The 22,082-nt window shown below is 71.9% G+C and carries 17 protein-coding genes; 9 read left to right on the top strand and 8 right to left on the bottom strand.

The genetic code is table 11. From position 1 onward, the window contains the following. The first annotated feature begins 2 nt into the window (after positions 1-2). The 6 genes from treS (at position 3) to JAN01S_RS10450 (ending at position 6,573) form a co-directional block, all read left to right on the top strand. Complete coding sequence (gene treS / locus JAN01S_RS10425; RefSeq protein ID WP_068317670.1) at positions 3-2,231, top strand: maltose alpha-D-glucosyltransferase; 2,229 nt, start codon at positions 3-5, stop codon at positions 2,229-2,231. A gap of 186 nt (positions 2,232-2,417) precedes the next feature. Further along, positions 2,418-2,999: an ATP-dependent Clp protease proteolytic subunit gene (locus tag JAN01S_RS10430; RefSeq protein ID WP_068317731.1), complete on the top strand. Its 582-nt coding sequence runs from the start codon at positions 2,418-2,420 to the stop codon at positions 2,997-2,999. A 32-nt stretch (positions 3,000-3,031) separates the two neighbouring features. Beyond that, a complete protein-coding gene (locus tag JAN01S_RS10435) occupies positions 3,032-3,706 on the top strand; it encodes an ATP-dependent Clp protease proteolytic subunit (protein WP_068317674.1) in 675 nt (224 codons plus the stop codon). A gap of 103 nt (positions 3,707-3,809) precedes the next feature. Continuing rightward, positions 3,810-4,394, top strand: a complete 585-nt coding sequence (locus JAN01S_RS10440) for a hypothetical protein (protein ID WP_157075701.1) — start codon at positions 3,810-3,812, stop codon at positions 4,392-4,394. A 148-nt stretch (positions 4,395-4,542) separates the two neighbouring features. Further along, on the top strand, positions 4,543-5,820 hold the full coding sequence (gene clpX / locus JAN01S_RS10445) for an ATP-dependent Clp protease ATP-binding subunit ClpX (RefSeq protein WP_068317685.1): 1,278 nt from the start codon (positions 4,543-4,545) through the stop codon (positions 5,818-5,820). Between the two features lie 39 nt (positions 5,821-5,859). After that, the gene (locus JAN01S_RS10450) at positions 5,860-6,573 is read left to right on the top strand and encodes a hypothetical protein (RefSeq protein ID WP_240312495.1); all 714 of its coding nucleotides are present in this window, start codon (positions 5,860-5,862) and stop codon (positions 6,571-6,573) included. Here the strand turns inward: JAN01S_RS10450 and valS are convergent. Further along, positions 6,501-9,122, bottom strand: coding sequence for a valine--tRNA ligase (gene valS / locus JAN01S_RS10455; RefSeq protein WP_068317689.1), 2,622 nt, complete (start codon positions 9,120-9,122; stop codon positions 6,501-6,503). The genes JAN01S_RS10450 and valS overlap by 73 nt on opposite strands. A gap of 86 nt (positions 9,123-9,208) precedes the next feature. Between valS and JAN01S_RS10460 the strand changes: the two genes are divergently transcribed. Continuing rightward, positions 9,209-9,973 (top strand): lysophospholipid acyltransferase family protein, encoded by a 765-nt coding sequence (locus JAN01S_RS10460; protein WP_068317692.1) that lies wholly within the window; start codon positions 9,209-9,211, stop codon positions 9,971-9,973. Between the two features lie 34 nt (positions 9,974-10,007). Here the strand turns inward: JAN01S_RS10460 and JAN01S_RS10465 are convergent, their stop codons facing one another. Next, positions 10,008-11,816 (bottom strand): ABC transporter ATP-binding protein, encoded by a 1,809-nt coding sequence (locus tag JAN01S_RS10465; RefSeq protein ID WP_068317699.1) that lies wholly within the window; start codon positions 11,814-11,816, stop codon positions 10,008-10,010. Positions 11,817-11,900: 84 nt separating this feature from the next. Between JAN01S_RS10465 and JAN01S_RS10470 the strand changes: the two genes are divergently transcribed. Next, positions 11,901-12,344: a MarR family winged helix-turn-helix transcriptional regulator gene (locus tag JAN01S_RS10470; RefSeq protein ID WP_068317703.1), complete on the top strand. Its 444-nt coding sequence runs from the start codon at positions 11,901-11,903 to the stop codon at positions 12,342-12,344. 24 nt (positions 12,345-12,368) lie between these two features. Here the strand turns inward: JAN01S_RS10470 and JAN01S_RS10475 are convergent, their stop codons facing one another. From JAN01S_RS10475 to JAN01S_RS10500, 6 genes are all read right to left on the bottom strand, one after another. Beyond that, positions 12,369-12,908: an NUDIX hydrolase family protein gene (locus JAN01S_RS10475; protein ID WP_068317737.1), complete on the bottom strand. Its 540-nt coding sequence runs from the start codon at positions 12,906-12,908 to the stop codon at positions 12,369-12,371. A gap of 79 nt (positions 12,909-12,987) precedes the next feature. Then, a complete protein-coding gene (locus JAN01S_RS10480) occupies positions 12,988-13,788 on the bottom strand; it encodes an ECF transporter S component (RefSeq protein WP_244884816.1) in 801 nt (266 codons plus the stop codon). Next, complete coding sequence (locus JAN01S_RS10485; RefSeq protein ID WP_068317705.1) at positions 13,785-15,419, bottom strand: ABC transporter ATP-binding protein; 1,635 nt, start codon at positions 15,417-15,419, stop codon at positions 13,785-13,787. The genes JAN01S_RS10480 and JAN01S_RS10485 overlap by 4 nt, the downstream gene beginning before the upstream one ends. Then, positions 15,416-16,537: an energy-coupling factor transporter transmembrane component T gene (locus JAN01S_RS10490; RefSeq protein WP_068317708.1), complete on the bottom strand. Its 1,122-nt coding sequence runs from the start codon at positions 16,535-16,537 to the stop codon at positions 15,416-15,418. The genes JAN01S_RS10485 and JAN01S_RS10490 overlap by 4 nt, the downstream gene beginning before the upstream one ends. An 8-nt stretch (positions 16,538-16,545) precedes the next feature. Then, positions 16,546-17,505, bottom strand: coding sequence for a hypothetical protein (locus JAN01S_RS10495; RefSeq protein WP_068317714.1), 960 nt, complete (start codon positions 17,503-17,505; stop codon positions 16,546-16,548). Next, entirely contained in the window at positions 17,505-18,773 is a 1,269-nt protein-coding gene (locus JAN01S_RS10500) for a prenyltransferase/squalene oxidase repeat-containing protein (protein ID WP_068317717.1), read from the bottom strand. The genes JAN01S_RS10495 and JAN01S_RS10500 overlap by 1 nt, the downstream gene beginning before the upstream one ends. Positions 18,774-19,271: 498 nt before the next feature. Between JAN01S_RS10500 and ileS the strand changes: the two genes are divergently transcribed. Further along, the coding region (ileS, locus tag JAN01S_RS10505; protein WP_068317720.1) for an isoleucine--tRNA ligase at positions 19,272-22,082 on the top strand (2,811 nt) is incomplete at its 3' end.

A 22,082-nucleotide genomic window follows, 5' to 3' on the forward strand; every position in this document is an offset into this window, starting at 1 on the left:
GCATGAGCCAGCCCGACCCGTCGGAGGCCCTCGAGGTCGACGCCCCCGGTGAGCCCAACTTCGCCGACATCTTCTTCCCCGCCCGGCCCCGGGCGCTGCGCACCCGCGCGCGGCTGCGGCCGCAGGGGGCGCCGTCGGCGGCGCAGGTGCGCTCCGGTGAGCCCGTCGGCGCCAACCCCGTCTACGTCGAGTGGCTGCGCGGGCAGTCGATGCTGCAGGACGCCAAGGACATCGCCGGGCAGTTCAGCGGCCTGGGCTCGATGTGGCAGAACCCCTACGCCCGCCCCGATCCCCGCGCGGCGGTGCAGACCGCGTCCGTGTGGTTCACCGCCTACCCGATCTCGATGATCACCCGGCCGGGGCGCTCCTTCCTCGCCGCGCTCGCCGACCCGCACCTGTGGCGCACCTTCGAGCGGATCGGCATCCACGCCCTGCACACCGGTCCGGTCAAGCGCGCCGGAGGACTGCGCGGATGGACGCCGACGCCGAGCGTCGACGGCCACTTCGACCGGGTGGCCACGCAGATCGACGAGCTCTTCGGCAGCGAGGACGACTACCGCGAGATGTGCCGGATCGCCGCGGAGCACGAGGGCACGGTCATCGACGACATCGTCCCCGGTCACACGGGCAAGGGGGCCGACTTCCGACTCGCCGAGCTGGGGGTCGACGACTACCCCGGGATCTACCACATGGTCGCCATCCCGCCGGACGAGTGGCACCTGCTGCCCGACGTGCCCGAGGGGCGTGACTCGGTCAACCTCGACGAGGCGGCCGAGGCGGCCCTGGCCGACGCCGGCCACATCGTCGGCGAGCTGCAGCGCGTGATCTTCCACGTCCCGGGGCTCAAGGACACCAACTGGTCGGCGACCTCACCGGTGACCGGACCCGACGGCGTGACCCGACGCTGGGTCTACCTGCACTACTTCAAGGAGGGCCAGCCGTCGATCAACTGGCTCGACCCCACCTTCGCCGGGATGCGTCTGGTCATCGGCGACGCGCTGCACAGCCTCGGTGACCTCGGGTCCGGCGGGCTGCGGCTGGACGCCAACGGGTTCCTCGGCGTCGAGCGCACCCACGAGGTCGGCCCGGCGTGGTCGGAGGGGCACCCGCTCTCGCAGGCGGCCAACCAGCTCATCGGTTCGATGGTGCGCAAGGTCGGCGGCTTCACCTTCCAGGAGCTCAACCTCTCGATCGAGGACATCCGTGACACCGCGGTCGGCGGCCCCGACCTGTCCTACGACTTCGTCAACCGGCCCGCCTACCACCACGCGCTCGCGACGGGCGACACCGAGTTCCTCCGGCTCACGCTGCGACAGGCGATGGAGCTCGGCGTCGACGCCGCGGGCCTGGTCCACGCGCTGCAGAACCACGACGAGCTGACCTACGAGCTCGTCCACTTCGCCAGCCGGCACCGCGACGACGAGTTCACCTTCCGCGGGGAGATGACGAAGGGGGAGCAGCTCGCCGAGACGATCCGGCGGGAGCTCACCGAGGCCCTCACGGGCGACGCCGCGCCCTACAACCTCGTCTTCACGACGAACGGCATCGCCTCGACGACCGCGTCGGTCGTCACCGCCGCCCTCGGGCTGCGCGACCTCGACGCCCTGACCGAGGCCGACGTCGAGCGGGTGCGTCGGGCGCACCTGCTGCTCGCGATGTTCAACGCGCTGCAGCCGGGGGTCTTCGCCCTCTCGGGGTGGGACCTCGTCGGGGCGCTGCCCGTCCCGGCCCAGCAGATCGAGTCGCTGCTCGTCGAGGGCGACACCCGGTGGATCCACCGACCGGCCTACGACCTGCTCGACGCCGACCCGACGGCGACGACCTCGGCGTCGGGGATGCCCCGGGCCCGGACCCTCTACGGCGCCATCGACGCACAGCTGGAGGACCCGCGCTCCTTCGTCTCGCGGCTGAAGGACGTGCTGCACCTGCGCGGATACTTCGCCATCGCGACGACCCGGCAGGTCGACGTGCCCGACGTCGCGCACCCCGCGATGCTCGTCATGGTCCACGAGTACGAGCAGGTGCCCGGGCAGCTGCAGGTGACGGTGCTCAACTTCTCCGGCGAGCCGATCAGCGGGACCGTCATCAGCGAGGCGCTCGTGCCCGGCTCACGCCTGATGGACATGGGTGACGGGTCCACCGTCGGCGAGGTCGACCAGCTGCACGGGTTCTTCGTCGAGCTCGAGGGCTTCGCCGGGCTGGCGCTCATGGTGACGCCGCCGCAGGGGTGAGCCGCCCCCCTTCGTCCCACGTGTTGCGCTCAGGGCGAACACTGGTGGGAGGCGGGAAACATGCGCGGGGAGCGGGCGTTAGGGTCAGTGAAAGTCGTGAACCACGAGAGCAACCGCCGTACGGCGGAGAAGCGAGTGAGCGTGAGCAACAGCAGCGAGATCGTCGCAGCCGGCCCGCAGGGCGGGATGGGTCTCGACGACCACATCTACCAGCGCCTCCTCAAGGAGCGCATCATCTTCCTCGGCTCGGACGTGCGTGACGACAACGCCAACGCCATCTGCGCCCAGATGCTCCTCCTCGCCGCCGAGGACCCGGAGAAGGACATCTGGCTCTACATCAACAGCCCGGGCGGCTCGATCTCCGCGGGCATGGCGATCTACGACACGATGAAGTGGATCCCCAACGACGTCGCGACCGTCGCGATGGGTCTGGCCGCCTCCATGGGCCAGTTCCTGCTGTCGGCCGGCACCCACGGCAAGCGGTACGCGACGCCGCACGCCCGCGTGATGATGCACCAGCCGTCCGGTGGCATCGGCGGTACGGCCTCCGACATCAAGATCCAGGCCGAGCAGATGCTCTTCGTCAAGACGCAGATGGCCGAGCTCATCGCCGAGCACACCGGCCAGACCGTCGAGCAGATCCACAAGGACTCCGACCGGGACCGCTGGTTCGGTGCCGCGGAGGCCAAGGAGTACGGCTTCGTCGACCACGTCTTCGAGCGCTCCGACCAGGCCGGCCGCGGGGACGACAACCCCGTCAGCGACTGAGCCCCGACCCGCGAGCCACAGGAGAGACCCCCATGAACTTCGACGCACAGCTGCGCACCCACCAGCCGGGCTCGGCCCCCCTGCGCCCCGGGCCGTCCAACCGCTACGTCCTGCCGAACTTCGAGGAGCGCACCTCGTACGGCATGAAGCGGATGGACCCCTACACCAAGCTCTTCGAGGACCGGATCATCTTCCTCGGCGTGCAGGTCGACGACGCGTCCGCCGACGACATCATCGCCCAGCTCCTCGTGCTGGAGTCGATGGAGCCCGAGCGCGACATCCTCATGTACATCAACAGCCCGGGCGGTTCGTTCACCGCCATGACGGCGATCTACGACACGATGCAGTACATCCGCCCCGACATCCAGACCTTCGTCATCGGCCAGGCCGCCTCCGCGGCCGCGGTGCTCCTGGGTGCCGGTGCGCCGGGCAAGCGCTTCGCGCTGCCCAACGCGCGGGTGCTCATCCACCAGCCGGCGCTCGCCGGCGGCGAGTACGGGCAGGCCTCGGACATCGAGATCCAGGCCAACGAGGTGCTGCGCATGCGCACCTGGCTCGAGGAGACCTGGGCCAAGCACTCGGGCAAGAGCCCCGAGGAGGTCCGCGAGGACATCGAGCGCGACAAGATCCTCTCGGCGCAGGAGGCCAAGGACTACGGCCTCATCGACGAGGTGCTCACCCCGCGCAAGGCCTCGCTGGAGGACTGAGCGCGACCACGACGCAGGGCCCCGGGATCCCCGGGGCCCTGCGTCGTGCTCCGGGGGCTTCGTCGCCCGGCGCGTGGAACCGATCGGTGACGCGCTGCGTCCGATGAGCATGAGACGCCTGCTGATGACGCTGCTGACCTGCCTGCTGGTCCTGCCCGTGGCCGTGCTCACCGCGCCGGCCGCCCACGCCTGCTCGTGCACCGGGGGCTCTCCGGCCGAGCAGCTCGCCGCCGCCGACCTGGTCGTCGAGGGCCGGGTGACCGCCGTGACGGAGGCCGGACGCGAGCGGACCTACACGCTGTCGGTCACGCGCTCGTGGAAGGGCTCTCAGAACGATGTCGTCACGGTCCGCACCAAGCGTGACGAGGCCGAGTGCGGGACCACGCTCTCGGACGACCCCCAGATCGTGCTGGCCCGCGCCTCCGGCGAGACCTGGACGACGGGCCTGTGCGACGGGCGGGTCGTCACCGGCGACGGCCGACTCGGGCCGATCACCGCGCAGCAGGTCGAGTCCGAGCTGGGTCAGGGCACACCGGCGGGCGTGGACGTCAGCGAACCGCCCCCGTCCGACGAGGTCGTGACCGAGAGCGGGTTCGGCGTGCTGCCGTGGCTCCTCGGTGGCGCCGCCGTGCTCCTGGGAGGTCTCGCCGTGCTGGTCCGGCGGCGGGGCCACCACGGTGGCCGCTGACCCGTTGCGCTGACCTGTTCCGCTGTCAGCGGAACGGCGCGACGCGCCCCCTTCGCTCGGTGTCCAATGGAGGAGGAGAGGTACCTGTTTGGGTACCGTCGAGGCACGCGGCCCGAGTGGCCGACCCGGGATCGAGAGGACACCTGACGTGGCACGAGTCGGAGAGAGCGGCGACCTGCTCAAGTGCTCCTTCTGCGGCAAGTCGCAGAAGCAGGTGAAGAAGCTCATCGCCGGCCCCGGGGTCTACATCTGCGACGAGTGCATCGACCTGTGCAACGAGATCATCGAGGAGGAGCTCACCGACGGCGGTGACCTCGGCCTCGACGAGCTGCCCAAGCCGCGCGAGATCTACGACTTCCTCGAGACGTACATCATCGGTCAGGACAAGGCGAAGAAGGCGCTGGCCGTCGCCGTCTACAACCACTACAAGCGCATCCAGGCCGACGAGGGCGCCGCCGCCAAGCGCGACGAGGACCACGTCGACATCGCCAAGTCCAACATCCTGCTCATCGGCCCGACCGGCTGCGGCAAGACCTACCTCGCCCAGACCCTGGCCCGGATGCTCAACGTCCCCTTCGCCATCGCGGACGCGACCGCCCTGACCGAGGCCGGCTACGTCGGCGAGGACGTCGAAAACATCCTCCTCAAGCTCATCCAGGCCGCCGACTACGACACGAAGAAGGCCGAGCAGGGGATCATCTACATCGACGAGATCGACAAGGTGGCCCGCAAGTCGGAGAACCCCTCGATCACGCGCGACGTCTCCGGCGAGGGTGTCCAGCAGGCCCTGCTGAAGATCCTCGAGGGCACGACGGCGTCGGTGCCCCCGCAGGGCGGGCGCAAGCACCCGCACCAGGAGTTCATCCAGATCGACACGACCAACGTGCTCTTCATCGTCGGGGGTGCCTTCGCCGGACTGGAGAAGATCATCGAGTCCCGCGTCGGCAAGAAGGGGCTGGGCTTCGGCTCCGAGCTGCACAAGGCGAGCGACCTCGCCGAGGCGATCACCGACGTCATGCCCGAGGACCTGATGAAGTTCGGCCTCATCCCCGAGTTCATCGGACGCCTGCCGATCATCACGACGGTCAACCCCCTCGACCGCGATGCCCTGGTCCAGATCCTCTCCGAGCCGAAGAACGCGCTCGTCAAGCAGTACCGCAAGATGTTCGCCATCGACGGGGTCGAGCTGGAGTTCACCGACGACGCGCTCGAGGCGATCGCCGACTCGGCCATCTCCCGCGCCACCGGCGCCCGCGGCCTGCGCGCGATCCTCGAGGAGGTGCTCCTCCCCGTCATGTTCGACACCCCGAGCGACGCCGGCATCAAGCAGATCGTCGTCACCGCCGAGACGGTGCGCGACAACGTGCTGCCGACGATCGTGCGGCACGAGGAGAGCGGCAAGCGCAAGCACAAGCGCTCCGCCTGACGGGTGTCCCCGGGCGGCGACGGCTGACAGGATGGGAGCGTGAGCGCGCCCTTCCGCCTCGTGCAGGGCTCGTCCGGGCCACGCCAGCAGAGCCCGACGACCTGCGGCTCGGCGTGCGCGACCGTCGCGCGGATGCTCGTCGACGCCCCCTTCGCCCGGTGGATCACCGCGGGTGAGGGCTCACCCGTCCCCGGTGCCGAAGGGGACAGCCCGGCCGAGCGCTTCGCCGCGTGGGAGCGCACCGTCCACGCCCGCACCAACGGGTGGTGGGGTCCGCGCGGCAGCCTCGCGCTCGGCTGGCCACGGCTGCTCGGCACGCCGCCCTGGGGCCTGAAGCACGAGCTCGAGCACGGCGCTGCGCGCGCCGGCACCCGCTACCGGATGCTGTCGGTGCGCGCCCACTCGCAGGAGTCCCTGCGCGCCCGCTACCGCCGCCTGATCGACCTCGTCGTCGAAGGGGAGCCGGCGGTGCTCTACGTCGGCAACCGCTGGCTGCCGCGCCACGTCACGCTCGTGCTGCCCGGGGACCGGCGCAGCACCCTGCACGTGTACGAGCCGGCGAGCGGCACGGTGCTACTGCTCGACGAGGACGCCTTCGCGCAGCGCCGCCTTGCCCTGGGTGGCTGGTCGGTGCCGTGGATCCTCGTGCAGCCGACCGGCCACCGGCGGGTGGCCGCGGGTCAGCTCTTCGGCGGCTTGACGAAGGGGATGAGCTCGACGTCCGTCAGCGTCACCTCGTCGCCGACGGCGTAGTCGAAGCTGCCGGTGAGCCGGCCCGCCGCGCGCAGGTCGGCCTCGCCCGCCCGCACGAGCTCGGCCGTGGCCGCCGGCGCCACGAGGGTCGCCGCGGTGATCTCGCTGCGCATGCCGACCTTGGCGTCGGACTTGGCCTTGCGCACCTGGCTCAGCGCCTCGCCGACCGCGCCGAGCACGGTGGCGTCACCGCCGTCGGGCAGCTCGTCGACGGTCGGCCAGCTGGCGCGGTGCACCGAGCCCGACTTCCACCAGGACCAGACCTCCTCGGTGGCGTAGGGCAGCACCGGGGCGAGCAGGCGCAGCAGCGCATCGAGCGCCAGCCGCAGCGCCGCGCGGGCGGAGGCGGTGCCCTCCGGGTCCTGGCCCTCGCCACCGTGGGCGCGGTCCTTGACGAGCTCGATGTAGTCGTCGCAGAAGGTCCAGAAGAAGGTCTCGGTCACCGACAGACTGCGGGTGTAGTCCCACGCCTCGAAGCCGGCGGTGGCCTCGGCGACCACCTGGCGCAGCGCCGCGAGCATCGACTGGTCGAGCGGGTTGGTGACGGCGGCGCGCAGATCCCCGTCCACCTCGCCGAAGCCGAGCGCGAACTTGCTCGCGTTGAGCAGCTTGATGGCCAGGCGGCGGCCGATCTTCATCTGCCCGGTGTCGTAGGCGGCGTCGGTGCCCAGGCGCCCGGAGGCAGCCCAATAGCGCACCGCGTCGGCGCTGTGCTCGACGACGACGTCCTCGGGCGTGACGACATTGCCCTTGGACTTGCTCATCTTCTTGCGGTCGGGGTCGAGGATCCACCCGGAGATCGCCGCGTTCTTCCACGGCACGGTGCCGTGCTCGAAGTGCGCGCGCACCACGGTCGCGAAGAGCCAGGTGCGGATGATGTCGTGGGCCTGCGGGCGCACGTCCATCGGGAAGACCTTGTCGAAGAGGTCGCTCTCACCGCGCTCGGAGGCCAGCCAGTCACCGGCGATCTGCGGCGACAGCGACGACGTCGCCCAGGTGTCCATGACGTCGGGGTCGCCGGTGAACCCGCCCGGCTGGTCGCGCTGGTCCTCGGTGTAGCCCTGCGGCACCTGCGTCATCGGGTCGATCGGGAGCTGCTCCTCGCCCGGCACGAGCGGGGTGTCGTACTGCGGCTGCCCGTCGCCGTCGAGCGCGTACCAGACGGGGATCGGGATGCCGAAGAAGCGCTGCCGCGAGATGAGCCAGTCGCCGTTGAGCCCCGCGACCCAGTTGGTGTAACGCGAGCGCATGAAGCCCGGGTGGAAGTCGATCTCGCCGCCGCGGTCCTGCAGGGCCTGGTTGAGCTCGGCGTCGCGGCCACCGTTGCGGATGTACCACTGGCGCGAGGTGACGATCTCCAGCGGCTTCTCGCCGCGCTCGTAGAAGTTGGCCTTGCGCTGGGTCTTCTGCGGCTCACCGTCGAGGTCCCCGGAGGCGCGCAGCGCCTCGACGACGACCTCGCGGGCCGAGTGGACCGTCTTGCCGGACATGTCCGCGAAGACCGCGGCACCCCCTTCGCTCACGATCCACTCCGGCGTCTCGCTGAGGATCCGGCCGGCGCGGGTGACGATCGAGCGGGTGGGCAGCTGCAGCTCGCGCCACCAGATGACGTCCGTGAGGTCACCGAAGGTGCAGCACATCGCGATGCCCGCGCCCTTGTCCATCTCGGCGCCCGGGTGGGCCACGACGGGCACCTCGACGCCGAAGAGCGGGGAGGTGACGGTCTGCCCGAAGAGGCCCTGGTAGCGCTCGTCGTCCGGGTGGGCGATGAGGGCGACGCACGCCGGCAGCAGCTCGGGACGCGTCGTCTCGATGTGCACCGGACCGTCGGCACCGTGGAAGGCGACGCGGTGGTAGGCGCCCGGGTAGTCGCGCGCCTCGAGCTCGGCCTGGGCGACCGCGGTCTGGAAGGTGACGTCCCACAGGCCCGGCGCCTCGGCGGTGTAGGCCTCGCCGCGGGCGAGGTTGCGCAGGAAGGCGGTCTGCGCGGTCGCCCGGGAGCGGTCGTCGATCGTGCGGTACTGGATGTTCCAGTCGAGACTGAAGCCGAGGCGGCGGAAGAGGGACTCGAAGGCCTCCTCGTCCTTGACCGTCAGCTCGTCGCACAGCTCGATGAAGTTCTGCCGGTTGATCGGGACCTGATCGGCGGCCTTGATGCTCTTGGTCGTGCCCTCGAAGGGGGGCGTGAAGTCCGGGTCGTACGGCAGCGAGGAGTCACCGCGCACGCCGTAGTAGTTCTGCACCCGCTTCTCCGTCGGCAGGCCGTTGTCGTCCCAGCCGATCGGGTAGAAGACGTTGTACCCCTGCATCCGCTTGTAGCGGGCCATGCAGTCGGTGTGCGTGTAGCTGAAGACGTGCCCCATGTGCAGAGAGCCGCTCGCCGTGGGCGGCGGGGTGTCGATGGAGAAGACCTGCTCCTTGGCGCCTGCGCGGTCGAAGGCGTAGGTGTCCTGCTCGCGCCATACGGCGCCCCACCGGTCCTCGAGGCCGTCCAGCGAAGGACGGTCCGGGATTCGGGCGGCGTCGGGGGCGGGGGAGTGCGCGGTCATGGGCCAGATCTTCCCATTGCCGGGTGTGACCGGACCAATCGGGCACGACCTGACGGGTCTCCCTACGAGACCGTAGGCTGAGCGGCATGCGTCGTCCTGAACCGCTCTACCGTGCCGTGATCATCCTCGGCCGGCTCATCTTCCTCGTCAACGGCTACCGCTTCACGATCAAGGGGGAACGCAACGTGCCGAAGAAGGGCGGTGCGGTCATGGCGATCAACCACACCGGCTACATCGACTTCGTCCTCGCCGGGCTGGGTGCGCGCAAGAGCCAGCGGTGGGTCCGCTTCATGGCGAAGAAGTCCATCTGGCAGCACAAGCTCGCGGCCTTCTTCATGACCGGCCTCAAGCACATCCCGGTGGACCGGCACGCGGGCGCGGGTGCCTTCGTCGAGGCCGTCGACAAGCTCAAGGCCGGCGAGGTCGTCGGGGTCTACCCCGAAGCGACGATGTCGCGGTCCTTCGAGATCAAGGAGCTGAAGTCGGGCTCGGCGCGGATGGCCCAGGAGGCCGGGGTGCCGATCCTGCCGACGATCGTCTGGGGCGCGCACCGCATCTGGACCAAGGACGTGCCCAAGCGGCTCGGCCGGACGAAGTTCCCGATCCACATCACCATCGGCGACCCGATCGTCGTCGGCCCCGACGACGACGTCGCCGAGGTGACCCAGCACCTGCGCGAGGTCATGAAGCAGCTGCTCGACGAGACGATCGCGGCCTACCCGCCGCTCACCGGCGACGAGCTGCGCTACCACCCCGCGCGCCTCGGCGGCACCGCGCCAACCTACGAGGACGCGTACGCCAAGGACCACCACGACATGACGCGGGTCAAGGACCAGTTCACGAAGGACTGAGGCACCAGCGACCGGGCGAAGGGGGAGCCTCGCCTCACGCGGTGAGTGCGAGGTCCCGCCCGGCGAGCCGGGCGTAGGCGCCGCCCTGCCGCAGCAGGGCACCGTGGTCGCCGCGCTCCACGACCCGGCCGGAGGCCAGGACGAGGATCTGGTCGGCGGACTCGATGGTGCTGAGCCGGTGGGCGATGGTGATCGTCGTGCGGCCGCGCGCCAGGGCGTCGAGCGCGGTCTGCAGCTCCCGCTCGGTGTCGTTGTCGAGCGCACTCGTCGCCTCGTCGAGCACGAGGACCGCCGGGTCGCGCAGCAGGGTGCGGGCGATGGCGATGCGCTGCTTCTCCCCGCCGGAGAACCGGTGCCCGCGGGCGCCGACGACCGTGTCGAGTCCGTCGGGCAGCGCCGCGACGAGGTCCGCGGCCTGGGCGGTCGCGAGGGCCTGCCACAGCCGGGCGTCGTCGGCGTCGGGGTCTGCGAGCAGCAGGTTGGCGCGGATCGTGTCGTGCGCCAGGTAGGTCTCCTGGGTGACGATGCCGACGACCCGGGTGAGGACCTGCGGGTCGAGGTCGCGCAGGTCGACGCCGTCGATGGTGATCCGTCCGCAGGTCGGGTCGGCGAGGCGCACGAGCAGTGACGCGAGGGTCGACTTGCCGCTGCCGGTCGCGCCGACGAGCGCGAGGTGCGAGCCGGCGGGGACGGTCACGTCGACGTCCTCGAGGGCGAGCCGGTCGGTGTCGGGGTAGCCGTAGGAGACGCCCTCGATGCGCACGTCACCGCGCACGGTGCGCGGGTCGAGCTCGACCGGCTGCGCCGGCGGCACGACCTCGGCCTGCAGGTCGAGGTAGCCGAAGACCCGGCTGAAGAGGGCCATCGAGGCGACCCAGGAGGCGCCGACGTTGAGCAGGCCCATGATCGGCCGGAAGATGCCCGCCTGCAGGGTGGTGAAGGCGATGATCGTGCCGATCGTCATGCCGCCGCCCGTCGCGGGCAGCCCGGCGACCAGGTAGATCAGCGCCGGGATCGCGGCGAAGACGATCGACATCGTCGCCATCCGCCAGCGCCCGGCGAGCTCGGAGCGCACCTCGAGGCCGACGAGGTCGGTCGAGGTCTCGGTGAAGGCGCGCGCGCCGCGCTCGGCGGTGCCGAGGGTCTTGGACAGCAGCGCCCCGCTCACGGACAGCTCCTCGCTCACCTGCGCCTGCAGGTCGGCGAGGCGGCGCTGCCGGCGGGCGGTGATCTCCCGCCGCGCGAGGGCCACCTTGCGGGTGGTCCAGATCGCGGGCGGCAGGACGAGGAGGGAGAAGAGGGACAGCCGCCAGCTGAGGGCGACCATGGCGACGGCGGTGGCGACGGCGGTCGTGAGGTTGGAGGCGATCGAGACGGCGGTGCTCGTGACGATCGACTGCATGCCGGCGACGTCCTGGGTGATGCGCGACTGGATCTCGCCGGAGCGGGTCCGGGTGAAGAAGCTCATCGCCTGGCGCTGCAGGTGGGTGAAGACGTCGGTGCGCAGCCGGTGCATGACGGCCTGGCCGACGCGCGTGGAGATCCACGTCTGCTGCACGCCGATGAGGGCGGTCGCGATCGTCACGAGCAGCATCCCGCCGACGGTGAGCAGGAGCAGGCGCACGTCCTGGTGGGGGAGCGCGTCGTCGATGACGATGCGCAGGAGGAAGGGGGAGGCCATCGAGATCAGCGAGCTGGCGACGATGAGGGCCACGACCGCGGCGACCTGCCAGCGGTGGGGGCGGAAGTAGGAGATGACCCGGCGCGCGCTCACGGGGCTCTCGGCGAGCTGGGCGCGGTCACGCGGGTCGATGCGGTGGGGGCGGTTCTTCGGGGTGTCCACGCGGGCCCCTTTCGTTCGATGCGTTCGTGATGCTGAGGTTACCTCACTATGAGGGAAGGGGGCAACGTGGCTATCGTGGGCCGCATGAGTGGGCGTGTGGTCGGGCAGGACCGGGAGGACCTCGGGGAGCAGCTCCTGCGGGTGGCCCGCGGGCTGCGCCGGGCGTGGATGGTCGACCTCTCGGACCACGACCTCTCACCTCATGAGATGCGGGCGCTGCGGGTGGCGGCGGAGCGCGACGCGGCACCGCGGTTGCGCGACCTCGCCGAGGCCCTGCGCATCGCACCGCGCTCGGTGACCGATGTCGTCGACGCGCTCGAGGCCAAGGGGTATGTCACCCGCCAGCCGGACCCCACCGACCGCCGCGCGAGCATCGTCGTCGTCACCGAGGCCGGTCGTGCCGTGCGGACCGCGGTGCACGAGGCCCGGCGGCGCAATGTCGGCGACCAGCTCGGTGCTCTCGACGCCGGGCAGCGCGCCGCCCTGGCCGACGCGCTCACCGCGCTCGAGGAGCGCCTCGGCTGCTGAGGCGTCGATCTCCGGGGCGTCGGATCAGAAGGCGCTGCGCCCGAGGTGCGCCAGCGCCTGACGCAGCAGCACCCCGTGCCCGCCGGACATCTCCGCCTGCAGGCCCGTCTGCCCCGCCTCATCGGGCGTGAGCCAGGCCAGGTCGAGGGCGTCCTGCTGGGGCGCGCAGTCGCCGCGCACCGGGACGACGAAGCTCAGCGCCACCGCGTGCTGGCGCGGGTCGTGGAAGGGGGTGACCCCCGGCGTCGGGAAGAACTCGGCGACGGTGAAGGGCACCGGCGAGGCCGGCACGGACGGGAGGGCCATGGGGCCCAGGTCCTTCTCGAGGTGGCGCACGAGGGCGTCGCGCACCCGCTCGTGGTAGTTGACCCGGCCGGCGATGAGCTCACGCTCCATGTGGCCGGTCTCGGAGGCCCGCAGCAGCAGCCCGACGGCCACGACCTCGCCGTTGTCGGCGACCCGCACGGGCACCGCTGCGACATACAGGATCGGCACCCGACCGCGGACGCTGTCGAGCTCCTCGTGGCTGAGCCACGCTTCCTGGCGGTCGAGATCCGGCTGCATGCTCGTCATCCTCGCAGACGCTGTGTCCACGCTGGTCGAGGTGGTCCGAGCGCCAGCGAGGCCCCTCGAGACCCCCCTGTCAGCGCGGCGCGAAGGACGCCCGCCGCGCCGCCCGCCGCAGCGAGGCGAGCACCGGGCGCCCCGTGATGGCGATGAGCACCGCATTGGTCAGGGCGCGCACGAGGTCCCAGCCGAGCGAGGTCGCCAGGGTGAAGGCGAGGAAGCGGGTCAGGTTGTCCGCCACCGGGGCCCCGGCGACGAAGGCGAGCGACTCCTCGCCCTGGATGGTGAAGGGCCAGAAGGAGAAGTTCAGCGCCGCCCCGTAGAGCAGCCCCGTGAGCACGCCGTACCCGCAGAGCATCAGCACCTCCGCCCGTCCACGGGCCCGCGGCAGCAGCCCGGCGCCGAGTCCGACCCACGCCGCGGCGAGCATCTGGAAGGGCAGCCACGGGCCGACCCCGGCCGTGATCATCGCGCTCGCGGCGAGGGTCGTGGCGCCGAGCACGAAGCCGAAGCCCGGCCCGAAGACCCGACCCGCGAGGATCAGCAGGAAGAAGACCGTCTCCAGTCCGGCGGTGCCGGCGCCCAGGGGACGAAGGGCGGCGCCCACCGCCGAGAGGACGCCGAGCATCGCGACGGCCTTGGTGTCCAGGCCCCCTTCGCCCACCTCCGCGAGGACGACGGCGAGCACGCCCACGAGGATCGCGGCGAAGACGAGGGGCGCGTCACCGGAGTGCGCGAGGGCGCTGTCGGGGGAGACGAAGAGTGGCCAGAGGAAGGCGAACACGCCCGCCAGGCTCGTGATGGCGATCGCCACCATCGCCCGCGGGAGCAGCTCGACGGCCGCACGGGGCGCGGCCGGTTCGGTCACGGCGCTCACGGAGTCGACCCCACGGCCTCGCGCACCGCGGCGACGGTGAGCAGCGAGGCAGGGGCGAGCACCTTCGCCACCTGCGGTGCGAAGGCGGGGGAGGAGACGACCACGTCGGCGGTCGGCCCGTCGGCGATGACCTCGCCGTCGGCCATGATGACGACCCGGTCGGCGGCCTCGGCGACGAACTCGACGTCGTGGGTCGACAGCAGCACGACCCGACCCCGGTCGGCCGTGGTGCGCAGGGCGCGCGCGAGGGCGGACTTGGCCGTGTAGTCCAGGCCGCGCGTCGGCTCGTCGAGCAGGACGACCGCGGGGTCCGCGGTCAGCTGGATCGCGAGCACGAGCGCGAGGCGCTGTCCCTCGGACAGGTCCCTCGGGTGCATCTGCGGCGCGATGCCGGGCGCGATCGTCTCGAGCAGCGCCGCGCACGTCCCGGCATCGGTCGTGGCATCGGCATCGGCGCGCTCGCACTCGGCGGCGACGGTCTCGAGGTAGAGCAGGTCGCCGGGGGTCTGCGGGACGAGGCCGACGACCGTGCGGCGCTCCGCCGGTCGCAGGTCTGCCGGGTCGACCCGGCGACCTTCGACGTCCACCACGACGCTGCCCGCCGCCCGCGCACCTGATCCCTGCAGTGCCCACAGCAGCGAGGACTTGCCGGCGCCGTTGCGCCCCATGAGGGCTGTGACCGTCCCCGGTCGCAGGGCCAGGTCCACGTCGTCGACGGCGACCAGACCGCCGTGGCGGACGGTCACCCCCTTCGCCTCGAGGCCGCCGGGTCGATCGGGCAGCGGTGCGGGAGCGGTGCCCCCACCGATCTCACGACGAAGGGGGCCGGCCGCACGTCGCGCATCGCGCACCGACAGCGGCAGCGGGTCCCACCCGGCCCAGCGGCCGAGCTCGACGACGGGCGGGGCGACGCTCGAGGTGGCCATGACCCGTGCGGGCGGGCCGTGCTCGACCCGCCCCCCGGCGACGTGGATGACGGAGTCGGCGTGGTGGATGACGCGTTCGATCCGGTGCTCGGCGAGGATCACGGTCGTCGACAGGTCGTGCACGAGGCGGGAGATTGCCGCGAGGACGTCCTCGGCCGCGGTGGGGTCGAGGGCGGAGGTGGGCTCGTCGAGGACGATGATCCGCGGGTGCTGGGTGAGCACCGCGCCGATCGCCACCCGCTGCTGCTGGCCGCCGGACAGGTCGCGCAGCGGCGAGTCGCGCAGGTCGGCGATGTCCATGACGTCGAGGGCTTCCTCGACCCGCCGACGCATCGTCTCGGGGGGCAGCCCGACCTGCTCCATGCCGTAGGCGAGCTCGGCCTCGACGGTCTCGGTGACGAATCCGGCGAGCGGGTCCTGGCCGACGACGCCGACGACGTCGGCCAGGTCGCGCGGGCGGTGCGTGGCGGTGTCGCGCCCGGCGACGACGACCCGCCCCTCGAGCCGCCCACCGGTGAAGTGCGGCACGAGTCCGGTGATCGCGCCCAGGAGCGTCGACTTGCCGGAGCCGGTCCGGCCGACGACGAGGGCGAGCTCGCCCTCCTCGACGGTGAGGTCGACGTGCGACAGGGCGGGGGAGTCGCTGTCGGCGTAGGTGATGGTCACGTCCTCGAGGACGAGCGCGGGGTCGGCTGCCCAGCTCATGCGTGGCTCCCAGCGGTCGAGGTGGTGCGGCGGGTCCGGTCGCGGGTGAGCGCGGGCGGTGGGGTGAGTGCCGCGGGCAGCGTGGCGAGGAGCAGCCCAGCGGTGAGGATCCACGGCAGCTGCGGCGGGCCGATGGGGGCCAGGGGCATGGTCATCGCTCCCGGCTCCCACCGGGTGCTGGCGAAGGCGGCGGCCGCGGCGAGCAGGCCACACCCCGTCGTGAGGGTCTCGGGCAGGCGCCACGGCGAGGGACGGTAGGTCGTCCGCACGACGGCACCCGACCCGCTGGCGATCCCCAGCGCGCCGAGCGCGGCACCGACGACCAGGAGGGGCAGTCCGAGCCAGTCCGGGCTTGAGGCGTCGAGGAGCCCGTAGCTGCCGATCGCCAGGCCGAGCAGGCCGCTCAGGGTGAGGGCGCCGGTGGCGCGATGGCGGGCGGGCGAGGTGGTGCCCCGCCGTCCGTACCCACGCGAGTCCATCGACGCGGCGAGGGCCATCGAGCGCTCGAGGGTGTCCTCGAGGACCGGCATCGCCACCCGCCGCACCGCCCGCAGGCCGCGGGCGCTGTCGCCGCGCAGCAGCCGGGCCCGGTGGACGCGGCGCACGGACTCGGCCAGCTGCGGGGCGACGCTCACGGCCACGACGATGGCGGTCCCGATCTCCTGGAGTGCTCCCGGCAGGGCGGCGAGCAGCCGCTTGGGGTCGGCGAGCGCGTTGGCCGCGCCGATGCACAGGATCATCGTCGCCAGCCGCAGGCCCTCGAAGAGCGCAGCGAGCAGCCCCTCGAGCCGGACGTCACCGAGCAGGTCGATGCCCGCCGCCCAGTCGGGCAGGGCCACCTGCGGCAGCGGCAGGATGACGACCTCGCCCCACTTGAGCCCGACGAGCACGTGCAGCACGAGACGCACCGCGATGATGACCGCGCCGAGCACGGCGTACAGCCGGAAGGCGCGCGCCCACGGCGAGTCCGTGCGCCGGGCCATGACGACGAGGGTCAGCGCGGCCGCCGCCAGCAGCAGCACGAGCGGGTTGGTCGTCTGCGAGACGGCCACCGCGAGCCCGATGGCCCAGAGCCACCAGGCTCCCGGGTGGACCGCCCGCGGGGTCGGGGAGAGCACGAAGGGGGTCAGTCCCCCCGGCGTCGGGCCACGGCCAGGGCGCCGCCGCCGAGGGCGAGGAGCAACCCGCCGCCGACCGCGACGGGCAGGAGCGATCCGCCGCCGGAGCCGCCCTCGGAAGCACTGCCGGTGAAGGCGCCGGCCGTCGCGTCGGTGGACGCGCTGGGTGCGCCCGTGGAGGTGGCCGAGGACGTCGTGGAACTCGACGAGGTCGTGGCGTTCTTCTTGTCCTTGTCCTTGGCGTCCTTCGTGGCCTTGGCCTTCGAGTCCTGTGTAGCCCGGGCCTTGTCGTCCTTCGTGGCCTCGCCGCCCTGCGTCGTGCGCGTGGTCGGCGTGCCCGAGGGGGAGGTGCGTGCGCCGCTGGTCGAGCCCGGCGCTGCTGCCGCGGAACCCGACGACCGGGCACCGGACGTCGGTGCGGCGCCGGGGGCGGCGCTCGACGTGGCGCCGGCACCGGGGCCGGCACTCGTCGTCCGGGTCGGGGTGGCTGTCGGGGTGGGACTGGGCCGGCTCGTCGTGGTCGGGGCGGCCGGCTTCGGCGGCGCGATGCTCGGCGACTGCCCGGACCCGAGGCGGAACCCGACGACCGAGCCCGGGGCCGCGGCCAGGGACCACGCCCCCTTGGACGCATAGGTCCACGACCCGCCGGCCGAGGCGTGGAAGACCGCCCAGTACTGGCTCGTCGGCGGCATGTTGACGCAGGCGACGTCGGGCGCGGAGTTGATCCGGCAGATCGCTCCGGGCTGGCGCTGGACCTGGTCCACGGAGAAGCCCGCGGAGGTCAGGGCCGCGCCGGCCGTGCCGGGGTTGCCCGACGCGCAGCGCACGTCCGTGGACCCGCCGTCGTCGACGACGACGGTCACGCCGCTCGAGCCGGTGCACCCGGCGGCGTGCGTCGGGGTGGCGCCGACCAGGCCGGCCCCCGCGAGGAGGGCGGCCGTGCCGAGCGTGGAGAGCAGTCGGCGCATCAACGCACCCGTGCAGCGGCCCGTCGACGCACTGCGAGGGTCAGGACGAGGGCGCCGAGGCCGGCGCCGAGACCGAGGGCCCACACGGGGGTGGCGGACACGGCACCGTCGGTCTGGACGACCGCGGGGATCTCGGGCTGCGCGGTGGCGTCGTCGTCCGGGCCGGCATCGCCCGAGCCGGTGTCGGACCCGCTGCCCGCACTGTCGTCGTCCCCGGGGGCCGGCGCGGCGCAGTCGAGCGCCGGCGTCGCGGCGGTCTGGGCGCCGGAGGTCACGGTGACGTAGGAGCTGTCGGTGCGACCCATGAGCGCCTGCGCGGTGGAGCGGGTGATCGTCCCGTCGGGCGCGGCCTGGGCGCCCTGCGCGACCGCGGCGTCGAAGTCGGCGCGGTTGTACGCCACGGCCCCGGCGAGCGCGGGGGTCTCGCACCCGAAGGTCAGGGAGTCGAGGTAGCCCAGGGCCTGCGCCCGGGCGTCATCGCGACCGGCGACGGCGAAGGCGGTCGCGGCCAGGCCCGTGCTGTTGGCGTTGGCGCCCTCGGTCGTCGCGCCGCCACCGACGCCACCGTCCTGGCCCTGACGGCCCTCGAGGTAGTCAGCCGCGTCCTGGACCGCGGCGTCCTGGCCGCCGACGGCGGCGAGCGCCTGCACGGCGGTCGACGTGGCGTCGGGGTCCGAGACGCACCCGTCGGCGAACTCGAGGCTGAAGCCGCCGTCCTCGCACTGCTGGGCGAGCAGGAAGTCGACGGAGGCCGGCGTCGGGTTGGTCCCCGCGCGCTTGAGGCCGATGATGCCGAAGGCCTGGCCGAGGGTGTTGGAGTAGTCGCCCCACTGCGACCGGTCGACGAACTGACCGCTGTCGGCCTCGAGCGACTGCAGCTGCGCCACGAGGTCGACCCCGCCGACGGAGCGCGGGTCCAGCCCACGGGCGCTGGCGAAGGTGAGCAGCTTGCCGGTGGCAGCGGCGTAGACGTCCTCGCCGTAGCCGTAGTAGCTGCCGGCATTGGCGACGACGTAGTCGGTCGCCGCCGCGGAGGCGTCGCCGCCGGAGCCGGCGGCCGACATCGCCAGGACCGCGTCGATCGTCAGGCCGAGGTCGTCGTAGGTCTGTCCACCGGACTCGACGGTGAGGCGGTCGCCGCCGGCCTCGAGCTGGCCGGCGAGGTAGGCGACGGAGTCGTCGGGGGTGGCGGCCGTGGCGGCGGGGGCCAGGACCAGTCCGGCGGCACCCACGGATGCGGTGAGGGCGAGGGCGTGGCGAAGACGCATCGGGGGCGACCTTTCGGGACGGGGACCGACTGGTCGTCTCCCGATCGCCGTGTGCGTCAGGGTCCGACCCGTTGTCCTCGACGGGTGTGGCGGAGCCTCGCGACCCACGAGTGTTCCGGCTGGCCGACGAGCGGCTTCACGGTTGCGGGACAGCGCCGGAATCTCACCGGCTTCCCCCGACGGGTCGCGCCTGCCTGGCGGCAGTGCTCCGCCCATGGTAACGCCCCCGGACGGGGCACGGCCCCGCTGCCCCTACACTGGGAGGCGCAGGCGTTCGAGCCGTCATCAGCGGCGAGCCTTCCGGAAGAACGGGAACCGCGGCGCGGCTCCTCACTAGAACCGGACGAGTGGTCACGTCACGACCGATCGACCAAGAGCGGTCTCCTCCCTTCGTCCGGCGAAGGGGGTGGACAAGCGGGGTGGTACCGCGGCGGCCCGTCCGTCGTCCTCGTGGCACAGCCGAGACGACCACCCCGAGCACCCCACGGAGCCGCCGCGATGACCTACCCCAAGGTCTCCACCACCGACGCGACCACCGTCGCCGCCTCCCCGAGCTTCCCCGAGATCGAGCAGCACGTCCTCGACTACTGGGACGAGGACCAGACCTTCCAGGCCTCGATCGACGCGCGCGACCCGGGCGAGGACGGGGCGGGCGAGTTCGTCTTCTACGACGGACCCCCCTTCGCCAACGGGCTGCCGCACTACGGCCACCTGCTCACCGGCTACGTCAAGGACGTCGTCCCGCGCTACCAGACGATGCGCGGCAAGCGCGTCGAGCGCCGCTTCGGCTGGGACACCCACGGCCTGCCCGCCGAGCTGGAGGCGATGCGCCAGCTCGGGCTGAAGACGACCGACGAGATCCGTGAGCTCGGCATCGAGAAGTTCAACGCCGCCTGCCGCGAGTCGGTCCTGAAGTACACGGGGGAGTGGCGCGACTACGTGACCCGTCAGGCGCGCTGGGTCGACTTCGACAACGACTACAAGACGCTCAACCCCGGCTTCATGGAGTCGGTCATCTGGGCCTTCAAGTCGATGTACGACAAGGGCCTGGTCTACGAGGGCTTCCGCGTGCTGCCCTACTGCTGGCAGGACGAGACCCCGCTGTCCAACCACGAGCTGCGCATGGACGACGACGTCTACCAGCAGCGCCAGGACCCGGCCGTGACCGTCGGTCTGCAGATGGACACCACGGGCGCGGACCCGGTGCTCGACGGCGCCCACCTGCTCGTGTGGACGACCACGCCCTGGACCCTCCCGAGCCACCTGGCCGTCATGGTCGGCTCCGAGATCGATTACGTCGTCGTCGAGGCCCCCGTGCCCGGGGTCGACGGCAGCAGCGCCAAGTACGTCCTCGCGCAGGCCCGGCTCGGCCACTACGCCCGTGAGCTCGGCGACGAGCCCAACGTCCTCGGCCACTACACCGGCGCGCAGCTGGTCGGCCGCACCTACAGCCCGCCGATGTCGTACTACGCGGGCCACGCCAATGCCTTCCGCGTCGTCGCCGCCGACGACGCCGTGACGACGACCGACGGTTCCGGCCTGGTCCACACCGCCGGCGCCTTCGGTGAGGTCGACAAGGAGGTGACCGACCGCGAGGGCATCGAGGCGGTCATGCCCGTGGCCAAGGACGGCACCTTCACCGCGCCCGTCGACGACTACGCTGGCCTGCTCGTCTTCGACGCCAACGGCCCGATCATCGACGCGCTCAAGGCGACGACCCGCGGCGAGCAGACCGACTCCGTCACGCCCGGCACGATCCTGCTGCGCCGCGAGTCCTACGAGCACTCCTACCCGCACTGCTGGCGCTGCCGCCAGCCGCTGATCTACAAGGGCGTCGAGTCCTGGTTCGTCGAGGTCACGGCGATCAAGGACAGGATGCTCGCCAACAACGAGCAGATCACCTGGGTGCCCGAGCACGTCAAGCACGGTCAGTTCGGCAAGTGGCTGGAGAACGCCCGCGACTGGTCGATCACCCGCAACCGCTTCTGGGGCTCCCCGGTGCCGGTGTGGAAGTCCGACGACCCGGCGTACCCGCGCATCGACGTCTACGGCTCCTTCGAGGAGATCGAGCGCGACTTCGGTCGGCTGCCCGTGGACTCCGAGGGCCAGCCGGACCTGCACCGTCCCTTCGTCGACGAGCTGACGCGACCCAACCCGGACGACCCGACCGGCAAGTCGACGATGCGTCGCGTCGAGGACGTGCTCGACGTGTGGTTCGACTCCGGGTCGATGAGCTACGCCCAGGTGCACTACCCCTTCGAGAACGCCGACTGGTTCGAGCACCACTTCCCGGGTGACTTCATCGTCGAGTACATCGGCCAGACCCGCGGCTGGTTCTACACGCTGCACATCCTGGCCACGGCGCTCTTCGACCGGCCGGCCTTCTCCTCCGTCGTCTCCCACGGCATCGTCCTGGGCAACGACGGGCAGAAGATGAGCAAGTCGCTGCGCAACTACCCGGACGTCTCCGAGGTCTTCGACCGCGACGGCGCCGACGCGATGCGCTGGTTCCTCATGTCCAGCCCGATCCTGCGCGGCGGCAACCTCGTCGTGACCGAGCAGGGCATCCGCGAGGGCGTGCGGCAGGTGCTCATCCCGCTGTGGAACAGCTGGTCCTTCTTCGCCCTGTACGCCAATGCCCTCGGTGGTCCCGACGGTGGCGGCTACGAGGCCACGTGGTCCACCGACTCCACCGACCCGCTCGACCGGTACCTGCTGGCCAAGCTGCGCGAGTTCGTCGAGGACGCGACCGCGCGGATGGACGTCTACGACATCGCCGGCGCCTGCGACAGCACGCGCAGCTTCACCGACGTGCTGACCAACTGGTACATCCGGCGCAGCCGGGAGCGGTTCTGGGCGACGGGTGAGGACCGGGCGGACGCGGAGCGGGCGTGCGACACGCTCTACACCGCGCTCGAGGTGCTCTGCCGCGTCGCCGCCCCCCTTCTGCCGCTCACGACCGAGGAGATCTGGCGCGGCCTGACGGGGGAGCGCTCGGTGCACCTCGCTGACTGGCCGAACCCCGAGGAGCTGCCGGCCGACCACGAGCTCGTCGTCGCCATGGACACCGCGCGGGCGGTCTGCAGCTCGGCCAGCGCCCTGCGCAAGGCCAACAAGCTGCGCAACCGGCTGCCGCTGCGTGACCTCACCGTCGTCGTGCCCGAGGCGGCGCACCTCGCGGACTTCGGCGCGATCGTCGCCGACGAGGTCAACGTGCGACAGGTCAGCCTGCTCGACATCACCGACCCGGCGGCCGAGGAGTTCGGCGTGAGCCAGCGGCTCGCGGTCAACGCCCGCGCCGCCGGCCCG

This window comes from Janibacter anophelis NBRC 107843 (genome assembly GCF_001570945.1).
GTDB lineage: Bacteria > Actinomycetota > Actinomycetes > Actinomycetales > Dermatophilaceae > Janibacter > Janibacter anophelis.